Origin of the sequence: Nocardioides sediminis, assembly GCF_003047295.1 — a bacterium.
GTDB lineage: Bacteria > Actinomycetota > Actinomycetes > Propionibacteriales > Nocardioidaceae > Nocardioides > Nocardioides sediminis.
In genome coordinates this window covers 215,784-232,806 of record NZ_PZYZ01000002.1, presented here as the reverse complement: position 1 = coordinate 232,806, position 17,023 = coordinate 215,784, and the positions used below count along the sequence as shown (strand labels likewise).

The 17,023-nt window shown below is 73.4% G+C and carries 15 protein-coding genes; 6 read left to right on the top strand and 9 right to left on the bottom strand.

Going from position 1 to position 17,023, the window contains the following annotated elements; genetic code table 11:
* Positions 1-13 precede the first annotated feature (13 nt).
* Together guaB and DAI17_RS05930 are read right to left on the bottom strand one after the other, a co-directional pair.
* Positions 14-1,516, bottom strand: coding sequence for an IMP dehydrogenase (guaB, locus tag DAI17_RS05935; protein ID WP_234412268.1), 1,503 nt, complete (start codon positions 1,514-1,516; stop codon positions 14-16).
* A gap of 20 nt (positions 1,517-1,536) precedes the next feature.
* Positions 1,537-2,427 (bottom strand): GNAT family N-acetyltransferase, encoded by an 891-nt coding sequence (locus DAI17_RS05930; RefSeq protein WP_107771986.1) that lies wholly within the window; start codon positions 2,425-2,427, stop codon positions 1,537-1,539.
* 163 nt (positions 2,428-2,590) lie between these two features.
* Here DAI17_RS05930 and DAI17_RS05925 point away from each other — a divergent pair, with 163 nt between their 5' ends.
* On the top strand, positions 2,591-4,171 hold the full coding sequence (locus tag DAI17_RS05925; protein ID WP_107771985.1) for a hypothetical protein: 1,581 nt from the start codon (positions 2,591-2,593) through the stop codon (positions 4,169-4,171).
* A 98-nt stretch (positions 4,172-4,269) separates the two neighbouring features.
* On the opposite strand, the gene groL is transcribed toward DAI17_RS05925, so the two are convergent.
* From groL to DAI17_RS05910, 3 genes are all read right to left on the bottom strand, one after another.
* Positions 4,270-5,889: a chaperonin GroEL gene (gene groL / locus DAI17_RS05920; RefSeq protein WP_107771984.1), complete on the bottom strand. Its 1,620-nt coding sequence runs from the start codon at positions 5,887-5,889 to the stop codon at positions 4,270-4,272.
* A gap of 97 nt (positions 5,890-5,986) precedes the next feature.
* Positions 5,987-6,280: a co-chaperone GroES gene (gene groES / locus DAI17_RS05915; protein WP_056887203.1), complete on the bottom strand. Its 294-nt coding sequence runs from the start codon at positions 6,278-6,280 to the stop codon at positions 5,987-5,989.
* Positions 6,281-6,466: 186 nt separating this feature from the next.
* Entirely contained in the window at positions 6,467-7,504 is a 1,038-nt protein-coding gene (locus DAI17_RS05910) for a hypothetical protein (protein WP_159081374.1), read from the bottom strand.
* Positions 7,505-7,566: 62 nt separating this feature from the next.
* Here DAI17_RS05910 and DAI17_RS05905 point away from each other — a divergent pair, with 62 nt between their 5' ends.
* Positions 7,567-8,751 carry a class I SAM-dependent methyltransferase gene (locus DAI17_RS05905; RefSeq protein ID WP_107771982.1) on the top strand — a complete coding sequence of 395 codons (1,185 nt, stop codon included), beginning with the start codon at positions 7,567-7,569 and terminating at the stop codon, positions 8,749-8,751.
* On the opposite strand, the gene DAI17_RS05900 is transcribed toward DAI17_RS05905, so the two are convergent.
* The 3 genes from DAI17_RS05900 to DAI17_RS05890 are packed head-to-tail and all read right to left on the bottom strand — an operon-like array spanning position 8,748 to position 12,276.
* Entirely contained in the window at positions 8,748-10,529 is a 1,782-nt protein-coding gene (locus DAI17_RS05900; RefSeq protein ID WP_107771981.1) for a glycoside hydrolase family 3 protein, read from the bottom strand. The two genes, DAI17_RS05905 and DAI17_RS05900, sit on opposite strands and share 4 nt — an antisense overlap.
* A gap of 38 nt (positions 10,530-10,567) precedes the next feature.
* The gene (locus tag DAI17_RS05895; protein ID WP_107771980.1) at positions 10,568-11,191 is read right to left on the bottom strand and encodes an MBL fold metallo-hydrolase; all 624 of its coding nucleotides are present in this window, start codon (positions 11,189-11,191) and stop codon (positions 10,568-10,570) included.
* Positions 11,191-12,276 carry an S-(hydroxymethyl)mycothiol dehydrogenase gene (locus DAI17_RS05890; protein ID WP_107771979.1) on the bottom strand — a complete coding sequence of 362 codons (1,086 nt, stop codon included), beginning with the start codon at positions 12,274-12,276 and terminating at the stop codon, positions 11,191-11,193. The genes DAI17_RS05895 and DAI17_RS05890 overlap by 1 nt, the downstream gene beginning before the upstream one ends.
* A gap of 164 nt (positions 12,277-12,440) precedes the next feature.
* On the opposite strand from DAI17_RS05890, the gene DAI17_RS05885 reads away from it, so the two are divergent.
* Positions 12,441-13,016, top strand: coding sequence for a SigE family RNA polymerase sigma factor (locus DAI17_RS05885; protein ID WP_234412266.1), 576 nt, complete (start codon positions 12,441-12,443; stop codon positions 13,014-13,016).
* A complete protein-coding gene (locus DAI17_RS05880) occupies positions 13,013-14,245 on the top strand; it encodes a hypothetical protein (RefSeq protein WP_107771977.1) in 1,233 nt (410 codons plus the stop codon). Before DAI17_RS05885 ends, DAI17_RS05880 begins: the two co-directional genes overlap by 4 nt.
* A gap of 20 nt (positions 14,246-14,265) precedes the next feature.
* Here DAI17_RS05880 and DAI17_RS20880 read toward each other — a convergent pair whose 3' ends face one another.
* Entirely contained in the window at positions 14,266-14,874 is a 609-nt protein-coding gene (locus DAI17_RS20880; RefSeq protein WP_159081373.1) for a hypothetical protein, read from the bottom strand.
* A gap of 176 nt (positions 14,875-15,050) precedes the next feature.
* Between DAI17_RS20880 and DAI17_RS05870 the strand changes: the two genes are divergently transcribed.
* Positions 15,051-15,473 (top strand): hypothetical protein, encoded by a 423-nt coding sequence (locus DAI17_RS05870; protein WP_159081372.1) that lies wholly within the window; start codon positions 15,051-15,053, stop codon positions 15,471-15,473.
* Positions 15,470-17,017, top strand: coding sequence for a hypothetical protein (locus DAI17_RS20875; protein WP_159081371.1), 1,548 nt, complete (start codon positions 15,470-15,472; stop codon positions 17,015-17,017). Before DAI17_RS05870 ends, DAI17_RS20875 begins: the two co-directional genes overlap by 4 nt.
* Positions 17,018-17,023: the final 6 nt, after the last annotated feature.

The window sequence follows — 17,023 nt, the reverse complement described above, 5'->3', positions numbered from 1 at the left end:
GCCGGCGGACCGGTCAGGCGCCGGTGTAGTTGGGCGCCTCGACCGTCATCTGCACGCCGTGCGGGTGGCTCTCCTTGAGCGAGGCCGAGGTGATCCTCACGAACCGGCCCTTGTCCTGCAGCTCGGGCACGGTGCGGGCGCCGACGTAGAACATCGACTGGTTGAGGCCGCCGATGAGCTGGTGGGCGACCGCGCCCAGCGGCCCCCGGTAGGCGACTTGGCCCTCGATGCCCTCCGGGACGATCTTGTCGTCGCTGGCGACCTCGGCCTGGAAGTAGCGGTCCTTGGAGTAGGACTTCTTCCCCCGGCTGGACATCGCGCCGAGCGAGCCCATCCCGCGGTAGGACTTGAACTGCTTGCCGTTGACGAAGACCAGCTCGCCGGGCGACTCCTCGCAGCCGGCGAGCAGCGAGCCGAGCATCACCGCGTCGGCGCCGGCGACGAGGGCCTTGGCGATCTCGCCCGAGTGCTTCATGCCGCCGTCGGCGATCACCGGGACACCCGCCGGCTTGCAGGCCAGGGAGGCCTCGTAGACGGCGGTGACCTGCGGGACGCCCACGCCGGTGACGACGCGGGTGGTGCAGATGGACCCGGGGCCCACGCCGACCTTGACCGCGTCGGCGCCGGCGTCGACGAATGCCTGGGCGCCCTCGCGGGTCGCGACGTTGCCGCCGATCACCTGGACGTGCCGGGTGGCGGGGTCGGTCTTGAGGCGGCGGACCATGTCGAGCAGCAGGTGGACGTGGCCGTGCGCGGTGTCCGCGACGAGGACGTCGACGCCGGCCTCGACCAGCGTCGTCGCCCGCTCCCACGCGTCGCCGAAGTAGCCGATCGCGGCACCCACGAGCAGGCGCCCGTCGGCGTCGTACGACGCGTGCGGGAACTGCTCGCCCTTGACGAAGTCCTTGACGGTGATGAGACCGCCGAGACGACCGTCGGCGTCCACGAGCGGCAGGCGCTCGCGCTTGTGCGCGCGCAGCAGCGCGGTCGCCTCGTCGCGGGAGATGCCGACCGCGCCGGTGATGAGCCCCTCCGCGGTCATCACCTCGTCGACCTTGGTGGTCGCCCACTCCGCGACCGGGGTGAAGCGCAGGTCGCGGTTGGTGATGATGCCGAGGAGCCGGTTGTCCAGGTCGACCACGGGGAGGCCCGAGACGCGGTACTCGCCGCAGATCCGGTCGAGCTCCTCCAGCGTCGCCTCGGGACCGATGGTGACCGGGTTGGAGATGATGCCGGTCTGGGTCCGCTTGACGAGGTCGACCTGGTAGGCCTGGTCGGCGATCGAGAGGTTGCGGTGGAGGACGCCGAGGCCGCCCTCGCGGGCCATCGCGATGGCCATCCGCGACTCGGTCACGGTGTCCATCGCCGCACTGACCAGCGGGACCCGGAGCGAGATCTCCCGGGTCAGGCGGCTCGTGGTGTCGATGTCGTCGGGCGCCAGGTCCGACTCGCCCGGCAGCAGGAGCACGTCGTCGTAGGTGAGGCCGAGGGCCGCGAACTTCTCCGGGATCTCCACCCCACCCATCCTACGGGCCGTCAGCGACGCGCCCCCTCCAGGTCTCGCAGCGGGACGCGCACCGTGAGCCTGTCCCCGGACATCCTGATCCGCCCCCGCAGGCCCGAGCCGAGCACCATCGGCAGCACGGCCTGGTTGTCGGCGTCGGTGACGAGCACCAGCTCGTCGTCGCCGAGCCCGGCCGCGGCCCGGGCGGCCTCCAGGAGCAGGCGCGAGCCGATGCCGCGGCGCCGCCACGCCGGGTCCACCTCCAGGTGCAGGTGGCGGCACCCGGGCGACACCATCTCGGCCAGCACCGCGCGACCCACCGTCGTACCGTCCACCATCGCCGAGACCCCATGGCTCGACGCGACGAACTGGGGCGTGGCCCCGGCGCCGAGGCGCCGTCCTGGCTCCGGCACGGACATCCCCGACCGGCTGCAGGCCAGCACGTCGCTGACCAGGTCGGCCAGCGCCGTCCCCCGGGCGTGCTCGCTGGCGGTGAACGGCGCGCGCCGGTGCACCAGCACCGACACGTCGCCGACGGTCATCTCCATCGAGTCGTGCGGGTCACCGGACGCCAGCAGCTCGGCCTCGGCGTCGAAGAGCTGCGCCACCACCTCGGGGAAGCGCGCCGGCTGACCCAGCACGGCCCGCGCCGCCGCGACGTAGCGCGCCGGCTGGTCGACCAGCGCGGCCTCGGTGCACGGGTGCGACACCACGGCCTGGGCCCCGGAGCGCTCGACCAGGCCCGCGATGTCGTCGACGGTCCAGCCCTCGGGCACCTCGAGCACCAGCTCGTCGGTCACCGACTCGATCCCCGGGAACACCTGCAGGCCCAGGATGTTGACGCCCGCGGCGCCGCACTCGCTCGCCAGCGTCGCGAGCGCGCCGGGCCGGTCCGGCAGCGTCGTCCGCACTCTCCACAGCATCTGGCGCCTCCCCCTCGTGTCGTCGTTGCCGCGACCATCGTGCGGCGCCCGTGTTGCGGGTCGGGGGCAAGCGTGTTTCGGTGACGAAAACCCTGCGTCGCCGGCGTGCGGCGTCCGCTCGGGGGTCCCTGCGACGCACCCGCTCCCGCACAATGGCCGCACTGTGTTCACCGGACCCGTGTCGCCCGCGCGCCTGACCGTCTGGGTGGCTGCGGTCGCGGCCGTGGTCGCGCGCTACCCGTCGGCGATGTGGCCGCTGCGCCCCGACGAGGCGGGCTTCCTGCTGGTGGCCCGGACCTGGCGACCGGCGCCGGACAGCGTGTACGGCACCTACTTCGTCGACCGTCCCCCGGAGGTCATCGCGCTGGTCCGGCTGACCGACTGGCTCGGCGGCCCCTACGCCCTGCGGGTGCTGGCCACCGTGGGCATCTTCACCCTCGTCCTGCTGTCGGCGGCGACCGCACGGCGTCTCGCGTCGTACGCCGCGGGGCTCTCCCCCGACCGGACCGACCGGGTGGCCGCGTGGACCGCCGTCGCGACGGCGGCGCTGGTCAGCAACACGGGCTTCGACGCGGTGACCGCGAAGGGCGAGCACCTCGGCATCCCGCTCGTGATGGGGTCCTGCTGGCTGGCCCTGGCGGCCCTCGAGCGCACCTCGGTCCGCCTCGCCCTGGCCGCCGGGCTCGTCGCGATGCTCGCCGTGGGGCTCAAGCAGAGCCTGGTCGGCGGCCTGGTCTTCGGCGCCGTGCTGCTGGGCGCGGCCGCGCTCGCCGACCGCGGACAGCAGCGCACCACCCACCTGCGCCTGGCCGCCGGCGCCGCGGCGGGCGCCGCGGTGCCCGTGGTGGCGACCGTCGTCTGGGCCGTCGTCGCCGGGGTCGACCTCGGCACCCTCTGGTACACCGTCGTGGGCTTCCGGTCCGACGCGGCCGCGGTGCTGGCCGCCCAGCCGAGCGAGGCCCTGGAGCGCCGGGCGTTCGAGATGTGGCTGCTGGCGACCGAGGGCGGGGTCACGTTCCTGGTCGCGTGGTTCGTGCTGCACCTGCCGCCGCTGCTGCGCCGGATGCCGGTCGCCACCAGCGCGGTCGCCGCCATGCTGCTGGTCGACCTGCTGGCCCTCGTGCAGAGCGGCAGCTGGTGGAAGACCTACCTGGTCGCCCTCGTGCCCTCGGTGGCGCTGGCGACGTGCCTGCTCCTCACGGTCGAGCGACCCTCCTCCCAGGTCTCCTGGCGTCGCGCGGTGGCGTCGGTGACGCGGGCACTGGTCGTGCTCAGCGTGGTCACCAGCACGGTCTCGCTGTACGTCTGGTGGCACATCACCGGCGAGGACCACCGTCCGGTCGGGTACTACACGGGCGAGGCCATCGGCCGCGCCGCGCGCCCGGGCGACACCCTCGTCGTGTACGGCGGTCGGCCCGACATCCAGTGGGCGAGCGGGCTGCGGTCGCCGTATGAGCACCTCTGGTCACTGCCGATGCGCACGCTGGACCCGGGGCTGACCGACCTGCGGGAGCTCCTGACCGGGCCGCGGGCCCCGACGTGGTTCGTGGAGTTCACCGTCCTGGACACCTGGAGCGAGAGCGGGACCGAGCGGATCGGCGAGGAGCTCCTCGAGCGCTACGAGTACGTCGCGACCCTGTGTGGGGAGTACCGCGTCTACCACCTCAGGACGCTCGAGGACCCGGTGATCGAGAGCCGCTGCGGCGAGCCCTGGCGCGGCGGGCTCGCCTCCCTGCGCGACTGACGCGGGCGGCGCACCCGCCCGCGACAGGCCGAAGGCCGCCGCCTCCCGAGGGGAGACGGCGGCCTTCGCGGTGCTGCGGTGCCCCGGAGGGCGAGGGCTCAGTGGCCGTGGCCGTGGCCGTGACCGGCCGCGGCGGGCTCCTCCTCCTCGGGCTTGTCGACGACCAGCGTCTCGGTCGTGAGCAGCATGCCCGCGATCGAGGTGGCGTTGACCAGCGCGGAGCGGGTGACCTTGACCGGGTCCAGGACGCCCTGGGCGACCAGGTCGCCGTACTCGCCGGTGGCGGCGTTGAAGCCGTTGCCGACGCCCAGCTCGCGGACCTTGGTGGTCACGACGTAGCCGTTGTCGCCGCCGTTCTCGGCGATCCAGCGCAGCGGCTCGTCGGCGGACTTGCGCACGATGCGCACGCCCACGGCCTCGTCACCGGTGAGGCCGAGGTCGTCGGAGAGGACCGTGACGGCGTGGATCAGCGCGGAGCCACCACCGGGGACGATGCCCTCCTCGATCGCGGCGCGGGTCGCGGACACGGCGTCCTCGATGCGGTGCTTCTTCTCCTTGAGCTCGACCTCGGTGGCGGCGCCGACCTTGATCACGCACACGCCCCCGGCCAGCTTGGCCAGGCGCTCCTGGAGCTTCTCGCGGTCCCAGTCGGAGTCGCTGTTCTCGATCTCGGCCTTGATCTGGTTGACGCGGCCCTCGACGGCGCCGGCGTCGCCGGCACCCTCGATGATCGTGGTGTCGTCCTTGGTGACCACGACGCGGCGGGCCTGGCCCAGCACCTCGAGACCGACCTGGTCGAGCTTGAGGCCGACCTCGGGGGCGACGACCTGGCCACCGGTGAGCACCGCGATGTCCTGCATCATCGCCTTGCGGCGATCGCCGAAGGCGGGGCTCTTGACCGCGACGGCGTTGAACGTGCCGCGGATCTTGTTGACGACCAGCGTCGAGAGCGCCTCGCCCTCGACGTCCTCGGCGAGGATGAAGAGCGGCTTGCCGGCGGCGATGACCTTCTCCAGCAGCGGCAGGAGCTCCTGAATCGAGGAGATCTTGCCCTGGTGCAGGAGGATGTAGGCGTCGTCGAGGACGGCCTCCATGCGCTCGGGGTCGGTGACGAAGTAGGCCGACAGGTAGCCCTTGTCGAACTGCATGCCCTCGGTGAACTCCAGCTCGGTGCCCATGGTGTTGGACTCCTCGACGGTGATCACGCCGTCCTTGCCGACCTTGTCGAAGGCCTCGGCGAGCAGGTCGCCGATGTGGCTGTCGCGGCTGGAGATCGTCGCGACCGACGCCATGTCCTCCTTGGACTCCACCTCGCGGGCGGCCTCGCGCAGCGCGTCGCCGACGGCCTCGGCCGCGGCGTCCATGCCGCGCTTGAGGCCCATCGGGTTGGCGCCGGCGGCCACGGCACGCAGGCCCTCGTGGACCATCGCCTGGGCGAGCACGGTCGCGGTGGTGGTGCCGTCGCCGGCGACGTCGTTGGTCTTGGTCGCGACCTCCTTGGTGAGCTGCGCACCGAGGTTCTCGAAGGGGTCGTCCAGCTCGATCTCACGCGCGACGGTCACACCGTCGTTGGTGATGGTCGGGGCGCCCCACTTCTTGTCCAGCACGACGTAGCGGCCCTTGGGGCCGAGCGTCACCTTGACGGCGTTGGCGAGGGCGTCGACACCGCGCTCGAGGGCGCGGCGGGCGTTCTCGTCGAACTCCAGGATCTTGGGCATTCAGGTGCTCCTAGGAAGGTGGTGGAACGAAAACCGCCCGGACGTCATACGTCGAGCGACCCGAGGGTCGACTCACGTATGACGTCCGAGCGAGAGATCAGGAAACGACGGCGAGGACGTCGCGGGCGGAGAGGATGAGGTACTCGGCGCCGGCGTACTTGACCTCGGTGCCGCCGTACTTGCTGTAGATGACCTTGTCGCCGACCGCGACGTCGAGGGGGACGCGGTTGCCGTTGTCGTCGATGCGGCCGGGGCCGATGGCCAGGACCTCGCCCTCCTGGGGCTTCTCCTTGGCGGTGTCCGGGATGACCAGGCCGGAGGCGGTGGTCTGCTCGGCGTCGAGCGGCTGGACGACGATGCGGTCCTCGAGGGGCTTGATGTTGACCGACACTTCGGATCAACCTCCACTTTCCACGTTTGTCGAGACGGACTCGAGAGCGATTGCTCTCGCACGTTGGGGCTTGCTCTGCCGCACGCCGTCGCGGGGGTCGTACGTCGTCGCAAGCACTGGCACCCTCAGGGCGAGAGTGCCAAGTCAGACGCTAGCACTCCCCCCAATCGAGTGCTAGCCGGTCCGTCAGACGAATGCGCCCTGCACCACCAGGGCGCGCGCCGTGCGGGCGCCGGGTCGGCCCTTCGCCCCTCCCTGGAGCCTCCCCTCGAGGCGGGTGCGGATGTCCAGCTGGCCGGTCTCCCGGTCCTCGGGCACCTCGAAGACCACGACCTGCGGGTCGAGCGGGTCGGGCTGGGCGCCGTCCGGGAGGAGGTCGTTGGCCGCGAACACCCTGGTGGGTTCCGCGAAGCCGAGCGCATACGTCGTCCAGGTCCTCCCGGGCGCCGTGGCCTCGTAGGTCCCGCGCCGCCCCTCGAAGGCCGTCGGCGCACCGGGCACGACGGTCACCACCAGCCACCGCGAGCCGTCCGGCGCCCAGCCCAGGCCGGCGACGTAGGAGCGCGTCACGGAGGACCGCACGAAGCAGCCCGACGTCGCACCCTCCACGGCGGAGGCGCCCGTGCTCCACAGCTGGTCGCCGCACGGCGCCCCGGGGGCCGGGAAGGGCGCGTCGTAGAGCGGCGCCGCGTCCCCCGTGGTGACGTCCGCGGTGGCGGCGTCGACGGTCTGCGTGACGCCGTCGTAGGTCATCTCGAGGGTGACCTCCTCGGCGTCCTCCGGGACGGCGACGTACTGGCGGCGGGCACCCGGATCGACCTGCGACCCGTCAGCCCAGCCGGCGAGGGCGGGCAGCTCCCAGCTCTCGTCGTCGGCCAACAGGGTGAACTCCGGGTCCACCAGCGAGGCGTCGGGCAGCCGGTCCACCGGCACGACGTCCTCGGTGTCGCGCAGCTCGACCTGGATCCCGAGGAACCGTCCCTCCACCGTGCGCTCCCCGTCCTCCACGCTGTCGACCGGCTCGGTCAGCGTCACCTGCAGGCGACCCCACGGGACCCGCACGTCCGTGCTCCGCCCGACCAGCACGCCGTCGACCGGTGGCGCGACGAGGGTCCCCACCGGTGCGGTGGAGGCGTCGGGCTCGGAGCGGGAGAGCCAGATGCCGGTGCCGGCCAGCACACCGATCAGCAGCACGGGCAGGAGGACGACCACAAGCTTGCGCACGGGGACGAACCTGCCACGTCGGGGCGCTCCAGCGACACCGACCCGCCTGAGAGGATGGCGCCGTGGACCTCGAGACCCTGGCCTGGCTGCAGACCGATGCCGGCCGGCGGCTGCTGGAGGAGGCGACGCACGCATGGGTGGATCATGGCGGTGACCCGGTCCGCAGCGCGACCGCGGTCCGCCGGATGGAGCCGGACCCCGACCGTGCCGCCGCCGCCACGACCCAGGTGCAGCTGCGGGCGCGGGCGGTGGCCAAGTTCGGCGACCTCGCGCCGTCCATGTTCTTCACCCCCGACGCGCTCGAGCAGGCGACCCGGTTCCGCGTGGCCGAGCACCGTGCCGCCCGGCTGGCCGCCGCCCGCCCGGAGAGCGTCATCGACCTCGGCTGCGGGATCGGCGGCGACCTCCTCGCATTCGCACGCGCCGGCCTCACCGCTGCCGGCGTGGACCTCGACCCGGTGCGGGTGGCCGTGGCCCGGGCCAACCTCGACGCCCTCGGGCTGCCGGGTGCCGTCCAGGTCGCCGATGCCACCACCGTCGACGCGCGCGCCTTCGGGGCGGCGTACGCCGATCCCGCCCGTCGTGGGGCGCGTGGCCGGGTCTTCGACGCCGAGGGGTGGACCCCGCCCTGGCCCTTCGTGCTCGACCTGCTCACCGGGACGGCCGTGGTCAAGGTGGCGCCGGGCATCCCGCACGACATGCTGCCCGGGGACGTCGAGGCCGAGTGGGTCAGCGACGCCGGGGAGGTCAAGGAGGCCGCGCTGTGGTCCCCGCGGCTGGCCACGACGCGGCGCCGCGCCACCGTGATCGGCGCCGGTGGGCTGGCCACCCTGACCGACGAGGACGACCCGTACGCCGGACAGCCGCGCCCGGTGCGTCCCGTCGGCGCCTACCTCTACGAGCCCGACGGGGCGGTCATCCGGGCCGGCCTGGTCACCGCGGTGGCCGCGGGTGTCGGCGGGGGCCTCGTGGACGAGCACATCGCCTACGTCACCGCCGACGACGCGTTCCACTCCCCCTTCGCGCGCTCCTACCGGGTCCTGGAGGAGCTGCCCTACCGGGAGAAGCAGCTGCGGGCTGCCCTGCGCGAGCGTCGGATCGGGCGGCTGGCCATCAAGAAGCGCGGTGTCGACGTCGTGCCCGAGCAGCTGCGCAAGCGGCTGTCGCTGTCCGGCGACCGCGAGGGCACCCTGGTGCTGACCCGGGTCGCCGGCACCGGGACCGCCCTGCTGGTGGAGCCGGTCTAGCAGCCGCGCCGCTCGACGCCCGCCACCTCGACGGGCAGGCGGCCCGGCGCGCGGGCGCGGCCGAGCAGCACGTCGACGAGCGCGGACATGGCCCCCGGGGTGTCGCCGTAGGTCGCCAGCCGCACCGGTGCCGACACGCTCCCCAGCACGTACGGCGTGTTGGTCGCCACCGCCACCTCCCCGTCGTACGTCGCGTCCTGGAAGCCGGTGAACCCGATGCTGGTGCCCGCCGCCAGGCGGGCGTCCTCGGCAGCGGTCCACCGGGCGAGGGCCGCGGTCCGACGACGCTCGCGTGCCTTCCAGACCGCGCGACGCCGCTCGTAGGCCTTCGCGCGCTCCTTCTTCGCGCGCTTCGGCGCGGGCTCGGCCCTGGTCAGGTCCGCCGGGGCGGCCCGGCGGATGAGGACCTCGAGGCCGGCCGCGCGGGCGGCGCCGGAGAAGTTGGCGACGGCGACGGGGTCACCGACGGGCGTGACCGAGGAGCCGACGAGCCGGCCCTCGCACGCACCGGCCACGTTGGTGATCGCCGCGGCGCTGAGCGCACGGGAGGCGGCCCGCCCGGACCCCGGCGGACGACCGCGGCGCCGACCGGGGGTCGCCTGCGAGTGCAGGAGCAGCGCGACCATGCGCGCCGCGGCCTGCTCGAGCCGACGCCGTGGGAGCGTGCCGGCGCGGACGGCGCGGACGATGCCGGCCCGGGCGGCGTCCGGGGACGGCGGCATGAGGAGCACGTCGTTGCCGGCCCGGAGACCCTGCACCGCGGAGCGCGCGGCGTCGTACCGCCGCTGGACGCCCGCCATCGACAGCGAGTCGGTGACCACGAGCCCCTCGAAGCCGAGCCGTTCGCGCAGCAGGCCGGTCACCACCTCGCGCGACATCGACGAAGGCACCCGCGGGTCGACCGACCGCACGTCGATGTGGCCCACCATGACCGCCGGCACCCCGTCCTCCACGGCGGAGGCGAAGGGGGCGAGGTCGACGGCGGCGAGCTGCTTGCGGCTGCGTGTCTGCACCGGGAGGGTGAGGTGGCTGTCCTGCGGCACCGAGCCGTGGCCGGGGAAGTGCTTGAGCACGGGGACCACGCCCGCCCGCTCGATCCCCTCGACGGCGGCCGCGACGTGGGTGCTCACCGTCTCGACCTCCGAGCCGGCCGAGCGCGAGCCGATGGTCGGGTCGCCGGGACCGGAGGTGACGTCGGCGTCCGGCGCGAACACCACGTCGAAGCCCAGGCCGCGCAGCTCCGCCGCGCTGGCCCGGTAGGCCGCCGTGGTCACCTGCGGGTCGCCCGCCGCGCCGGCGGACATGAAGGTCGGGAACCGGGTGGCGTCCCCCTTGACCCGCTCGACGATGCCGCCCTCCTGGTCGACGGAGAGGAACAGCGGCCACGGGCGTCGTACGGCGCGCTCCAGGGCGGCGTTGACCGCGCGGACCTGGCCGGTCGAGGCGACGTTGCCGCTGAAGGCGATCACCCCGCCGAGGTGCAGCCGGCGCACCATCTGCACGGGGGCCGCCGTACCGCTCCACTCGGCGACGATCACCTGGCCGGCGAGGTCGGGCAGCGGCATCCTGCCCACCAGCCGCGCCGCCCGCTCGAGCTCGGCCCGGGTCGGCCCCCATCCCTCCACCAGCCCGAGGCGCTCGGCCGGCGTGGGCGGGGTCGTGGGCTCCGCCGCCGGCTCCTCGGCCGGGGCCGCGGGCTTGTCGGCCGCGGGGTCGCCGCTGCACGCGGAGGCGGTCAGCCCCAGCGCGAGCAGGAGGGGTACGGCGCGGCGCAGCATCCCGGCAGTCTCGCAGCCGGGACGCCGCGCCCCCAACCTCAGGCCAAGGCCTCCCGCTCGGCGGCGATCGTCGTGTCGTCGCCGTGGCCGGTGTGCACGACCGTCTCGTCGGGGAGCCGGAAGAGCTGGCCGCGGATCGAGTCGACGATGACGTCGGCGTCGCTGAAGGAGCGCCCCGTGGCTCCCGGCCCACCCTGGAAGAGGGTGTCGCCGGTGAACACGCACCCGAGGTCGTGGACGTAGACGCACACGGCTCCCGGCGCGTGTCCGGGCGTGTGCAGGACCTTGAGCGAGGCGCCGGCGACCTTGACGGACTGCCCGTCCTCGAGGTCGACGTCCCACAGCTCGGCCCCTTCCTCGTCACCGCCGTGGGTCAGCTCCCACAGCGGCCGGTCGGCGGGGTGCAGCAGGATCGGCGCGCTCACCCGCTCCCGCAGGGCCGGGGCGACCCGGCAGTGGTCGTCGTGGGCGTGGGTCAGCAGGATCGCCTTGACCCGTCGCCCGGCCACCACGTCGAGGATCGCGTCGACGTCGTGCGGGGCGTCGATGACCACGCACTCCTCGTCGTCGCCCACCACCCAGATGTTGTTGTCGACCTCGTGCACCTCCCCGTCGAGGGAGAAGGTGCCGGACACGACCGCGTGGTCCACCCGGAGGGCCATCAGAGGGCCACCACCGAGCGCAGGACCTGGCCGCCGTGCATCTTGTCGAAGGCCGCCTCGACGTCGTCGATGGAGATCTCCTCGGTGACGAACGCGTCCAGGTCGAGCCGGCCCTGCTGGTAGAGGTCCACGAGCATCGGGAAGTCGCGCGAGGGCAGGCAGTCGCCGTACCAGCTCGACTTGAGCGACCCACCGCGACCGAAGACGTCGATCAGCGGGATGTCGGGGACCTTCATGTCCGGGGTGGGCACGCCGACCAGCACGACCGTGCCGGCGAGGTCGCGGGCGTAGAAGGCCTGCTTCCACGTCTCGGGCCGGCCGACGGCGTCGATGACGACGTCGGCGCCGTGGCCGCCGGTGAGGGACTGGATGGCCTCCACCGGGTCGGTCTCGGCGGAGTTGACGGTGTGCGTGGCGCCCATGTCGCGGGCCCAGCCGAGCTTGGTGTCGTCGATGTCGACCGCGATGACGGTCGACGCGCCCGCGAGCACCGAACCGGCGACCGCGGCCATGCCGACCCCGCCGCAGCCGATGACCGCCACGGACTTCCCGCGGGTCACCCCGCCGGTGTTGATGGCGGCGCCGAGGCCGGCCATCACCCCGCAGCCGAGCAGGCCCACCGCGGCCGGACGGGCCGAGGGGTCGACCTTGGTGCACTGTCCGGCGGCGACCAGCGTCTTCTCCGCGAACGACCCGATGCCCAGCGCGGGGGTGAGCTCGGTCCCGTCCTCCAGCGTCATCTTCTGCGTCGCGTTGTGGGTCGCGAAGCAGTACCACGGCTCACCGCGCTCGCACGCCCGGCAGCCGCCGCACACGGCGCGCCAGTTGAGGACCACGAAGTCGCCCGGGGCCACGTCGGTGACGCCCTCGCCCACGGACTCCACGACACCGGCCGCCTCGTGGCCCAGCAGGAAGGGGAACTCGTCGTTGATGCCGCCCTCCCGGTAGTGCAGGTCGGTGTGGCACACCCCGCACGCCTGGACCGCGACCACCGCCTCCCCCGGGCCCGGGTCGGGCACGTTGATGGTGACCACCTCGACGGGTGCTCCCTTCGCCTTGGCGACGACGGCCTTGACCTGCTGCATGTGCACTCCTTCGTGTGGCCTGCGTTCGGTGGGGACGAACCCGGGACGAACGCGGTCGAGCCGGCAGTCCGTCCCTGGACAGCATGCAACCAGATGCAACCGACACCCCCGCCGCGGCGTCCTCCACCCGAAGGGCTCCACAGGGTTGGATGGGAGGTGAGTCGGTGACCAGCACACCGGACGTCGTCACGGGAGAGGCGTTGCCCCACGGAAGGCAGAGCAGCAGGGACGACGAGTTCTCGTCGTACATGGCCGCACGCCAGGCCGCCCTGCTGCGCACCGCCTACCTCCTCACCGGCGAGCGTGGCGCGGCCGAGGACCTGCTGCAGACCGCGCTGGCCAAGCTCTACCTGTCGTGGGACAAGGTCCGCGACCGGGGCGCCCTCGACGGCTACGTACGCCGGATCATGGTCAACGAGCACAACTCGCTGTGGCGCCGTGCGTGGAAGCGCCGCGAGCACGCGACCGACGACCTGCCCGACCAGCCCGTCCACGACGAGTACGACGACGGGCTGGGCGCCGCGCTGTGGTCCTACCTGCAGACCCTGCCGCCCAAGCAGCGCACCGTGCTGGTGCTCCGCTACTACGAGGACCTGTCGGAGGCGGAGATCGCCGACGTCATGGGGATCTCGACGGGGACCGTGAAGTCCCAGGCCAGCCGCGCGCTCGCCGGCCTGCGCGAGCGCGCCCCCCGCAGCCTCGACCCTCGCCACACCGATCCCCCGGAGGAGGAGCGATGACCCAGGACCAGGACCTGGCCCGCCGCCTCGGCGAGACCATGCATCGCCACGCCGACGCGCTCCACGACACCCCGCTCGACCTGCTCGCCGTGCGCGGCCGCGCCACCACGATACGCCGCCGTCGCCACACCGCCGTCGGGCTGGTCGCCGCGGCGGCGGTCGCCGCCGTCGTGCTGCCGCTGTCCCTGCTGCCGACGGGCGGGGGCGACCGGGTCGACGACCCGCAGCCGGTCGACACCCCCACCCCGATCGAGGAGCCCGTGCCCCTCGACCCGCGCTCGGCACCCGCGGGCCCGGCGCCCCGCGTGCCCTACGTCGAGATCGACGCGAAGCGGCTCCTCACCCCGGCCGGCGCCTACGACCTGCCCGAGGCCTTCCCCCAGGTGGTGCCCTACCGGGACGGCTGGATCGCGCTGACCACGGACACCCCCAGCCAGACCGGCACCCGGGTGGCGATCCTGGACGGCGGCTTCCGCGAGCTGGAGGGCACTGGGATGACCACCGGGATCGCCGTGCGCGACGACGGCGAGCGGGTCGCCTGGGTCGAGTACACCGGCACCGGGTGGCGGCTGGTCAACGCGCCCACCACCGGCGGGGAGGCGGTCACGTCCGACGTGACGACGGCGGGCCCGGACGCCCCCAGCGCCGCCGTCGGCTTCCTGCCCGGCGACCACGTCGTCGTCGAGTCCACCGACGCGCGGACCTCCCGGTCCTCCTACCGGGTCGTCGGCCCGGACCGGACGACCACCGCGACCTTCGGCGGCTTCAACCACGTCGTCAGCTCGTCACCGGTCAACGGCCTGGTGGCCGGCCAGACCGAGTACTCCGGCGACGGCTCCTGCTCAGGAGTCAAGGACCCGCTGTCGGCCAGCCGCGAGCTCGTCTGGGAGACCTGCGACCACCAGCTCGGCGCGTTCAGCCCCGACGGCAGGTACGTCGTCGGGCTCGCGCCCTACTTCGACGGCCTGGGCTCCCCTACCCTGGCGATCCTGGACGCCGCCACCGGGAGGCCCGTGGTCGAGTTCGTCAGCGGTCGCAGCGCCCGCTCGGCCGCTGCGGTCGGCGACGTCGTCTGGGAGGACCCCACCACGCTGCTCGCGACGGTGACGCAGGGCGTGGACCAGTACGTCGTACGGGCCACCATCGACGGCCGGGTCGAGGTGGTCGCGGGCCCCCGACCCTCGGAGATGAGCGTCGAGTTCCGGTTCCCCGCCCACACCTTCGGCTGACGGGTCACCGGTGGATCGTCTCAGCCGATCTCCAGCGTGGCGAGCATGCTCTGGATGATCTCGTCCCTCGCGGTCCGGCTCTCGCCATTGGCGAAGCGGAACTCGAGGGCGACCCGCTGGTCCTCGGCGATGGTGCCGAAGCGCTCGAGCTGCACGCCCTTCTCCGGCGATCCGACGAGGTGGTAGACCTGCGCGCCGTCGATCTCGAGGTCGCCGAGGCGCTTGCCCCCCTTGCCCATCTCGTCGACCTGCTCGTTGCCGAGCTCGTCGACCGTGAAGAGCCCCGTGTTGGGGAACCGCGTGAGCCCGGCCCCCGTGCCGACCTGCCCCGGGGGGAAGGACCCGTGGCCGACCGCTGCCCGCATCGTGGTCTCCCAGCCCTCGGGCGCGTTCACCTTCATCCCCTTCACCTGGAGCACCGGGCCCGTGGCCGGGGCGACCTCGGGGGTCTCCGGCGACTCGCTCGGCGAGACCGGGGAGGACTCCTCCGTGCCCTCCGAGGGCGCCGGGGACTCGGACGTCCCGGCGTCCGCACTGCCTCCGGCGGCCGGCTCCTCGGCGTCCGAGCACGCGGTCAGGACGAGGGCCAGGACGACCGTGGCCGTGGCCACGCCCACACGAGGGATCACGAGTTTCGCCTTCCGAGACGACGAGGGGAACGTGTGCGGCAGACTATGTCGTGAATTTCCGCGCGCCACGTTTGGGGCGCGCTGTCCCGGGGAACGAGCGTGAGCGCGACGCGAGTCGTCCTCACTCAGACTTGTTCAACCTCATGGAGCCAAAGGGGAGGCACACCATGGTCATCATGCTGTCCGATGTCGGCGGCGTGAGCGGAGTCCGCAGCACGCTCAGCTCCGTCAAGGTCCCGCCGGACGTCATCGAACAGATCGTCAAGTTCCTCGAGACGACCTCCGGCGAGTTCGACCCTGACGGGTTCACCCCGGTCGCGGGCACCTGGTTCGGCGGCAGCGGCAGCGCCGCCACCCTCGGCCTGCACACCGGGAAGGCGCACGCCAAGATCAACAACGCGCTCCTCGAGGCCGTCATGGGCATCCAGGACACCACCTCCGCCATCGAGACGTTCGACCGCGAGATCTCGCGCGCCGACGCCGACTCCGAGGCCGCAGCCCAGGCGTTGCTGCACCGCACCCAGCTCGCGGTCGACCAGATGGACGGTGACCGCAACACCCCGCCGACCCGTACGAGCACGCCGGGAAGTGATCGATGATGGTGAGCCGCTTCTACCGCGACCGGCTGCAGGCCGTGCTCGCCAGCGCCCGGGACGACTCGCTCGCCACCGCGGCCAACAGCTGGCTCTTCTACGCCGACTGGATCGACACGGTGTCGCAGGGCATCCGTGACAACGGCAAGAACCTCGCCAGCGAGATCGAGGGACAGGCCGGGGACGCGATGGTCGCCAAGTTCCAGGTCATCGCCGACAAGCTGGACGCCGAGGCCGCGGACATGAGGAAGGGCTCCACCGCCCTCGGTCTCGCCCAGGCCGCCGCGGTCGAGGCCATCAAGACGCACAACGGCATCCGGCTGTCCGGCCCGATGAACCAGCCCCCCACCAAGCCGGAGGGTCCTCTGCCGGGGCAGCAGCCCACCCCCGAGCAGACCAAGGCGATGGGCGACTACAACGCCGGCATGGCGACCTACCTGGAGAACGAGCAGCGGTACGAGGACCAGGCGCGCCTCGCCCTCGAGGCCATGGACCAGGAGTACGCCGCCCAGACGCAGGTCATGAAGGAGATCCACGGGGAGCCCGACCCCATGGGCGAGGTCCCGCCCGGCACGCCGGCCGGCCCGGGCGGAAGCACTCCTCCCGGGGTTCCCGGGGCCCCGGGTGTTCCCGGCAACCCCGGCAACCCCGGCAACCCCGGGAACCCCGGCAACCCCGGCAACCCCGGGAACCCCGGGAACCAGACCCCCACACCGATCACCCAGCCCCCGACGACGCAGCCCCCGACGACCCCGCCCCCGATCGAGCCTCCGATCAACCAGCCCCCGATCGAGCACCCGCCCTACAACCCGCCGCACGTGCAGCCCCACCACCCGGGCGTCAACGTCACCGGCAGCACCGACGGCGGCTTCGACTACTCGCCGGGCGGCACGGGCTACGCCCCCGGCGGCAGCGGTCCGTCGGGCGGCGGTGCCACCGTCGGCGGCGTGAACGGCGCCGGGATGGCCGCGGGTGGTCTCGCGGGAGGGGCCGCGGGCGCGGCCGGCATGCGGGGAGGCGCTCCGGCGACCCCGTTGCGCAGCGCCGGCGTGAAGGGCATCGGCGCGACGACGCGTCCCGCCGGTCCGGGCTCGCTGGGCCGGGGCTCGGCCCCCGGGGCGAGCGGCGCACGAGGCACGAGCAGCGCCTCCCGCGGTGCCGCCGTGGGCGGGTCCCGGGGCGTCTCGGGCGCCAAGGGTGCCTCGGCCGGGGCCCGCGGAGCCGCCGCCACCGGTGCGGGGAGCCGCTCGGCCGGCACCGGGGCGAAGGGCGCTGCGGCGCGCGGTGCCGCCGGCCGGTCCGGGGCCACGGCTGCCGGGAAGAGCGCGGCCACCGCGACCGGCAAGGGCAGCGGCAAGGGCCAGGGCAAGGGCTCGGGCAAGGGCTCGGGCAAGGTCAAGGGCTTCTTCCGTCGCGGTGCCAACGGCTCAGCCGCGGGGACCCGCGCGGGCGGCAAGAAGTCCGACGGGCGCACCGAGCAGCGCGACGCGCTGGTCTACGAGCAGGACTGGCTCGGCGACGAGTCCGCCGGCACGGGCGTGCTCGACTGATCGAGT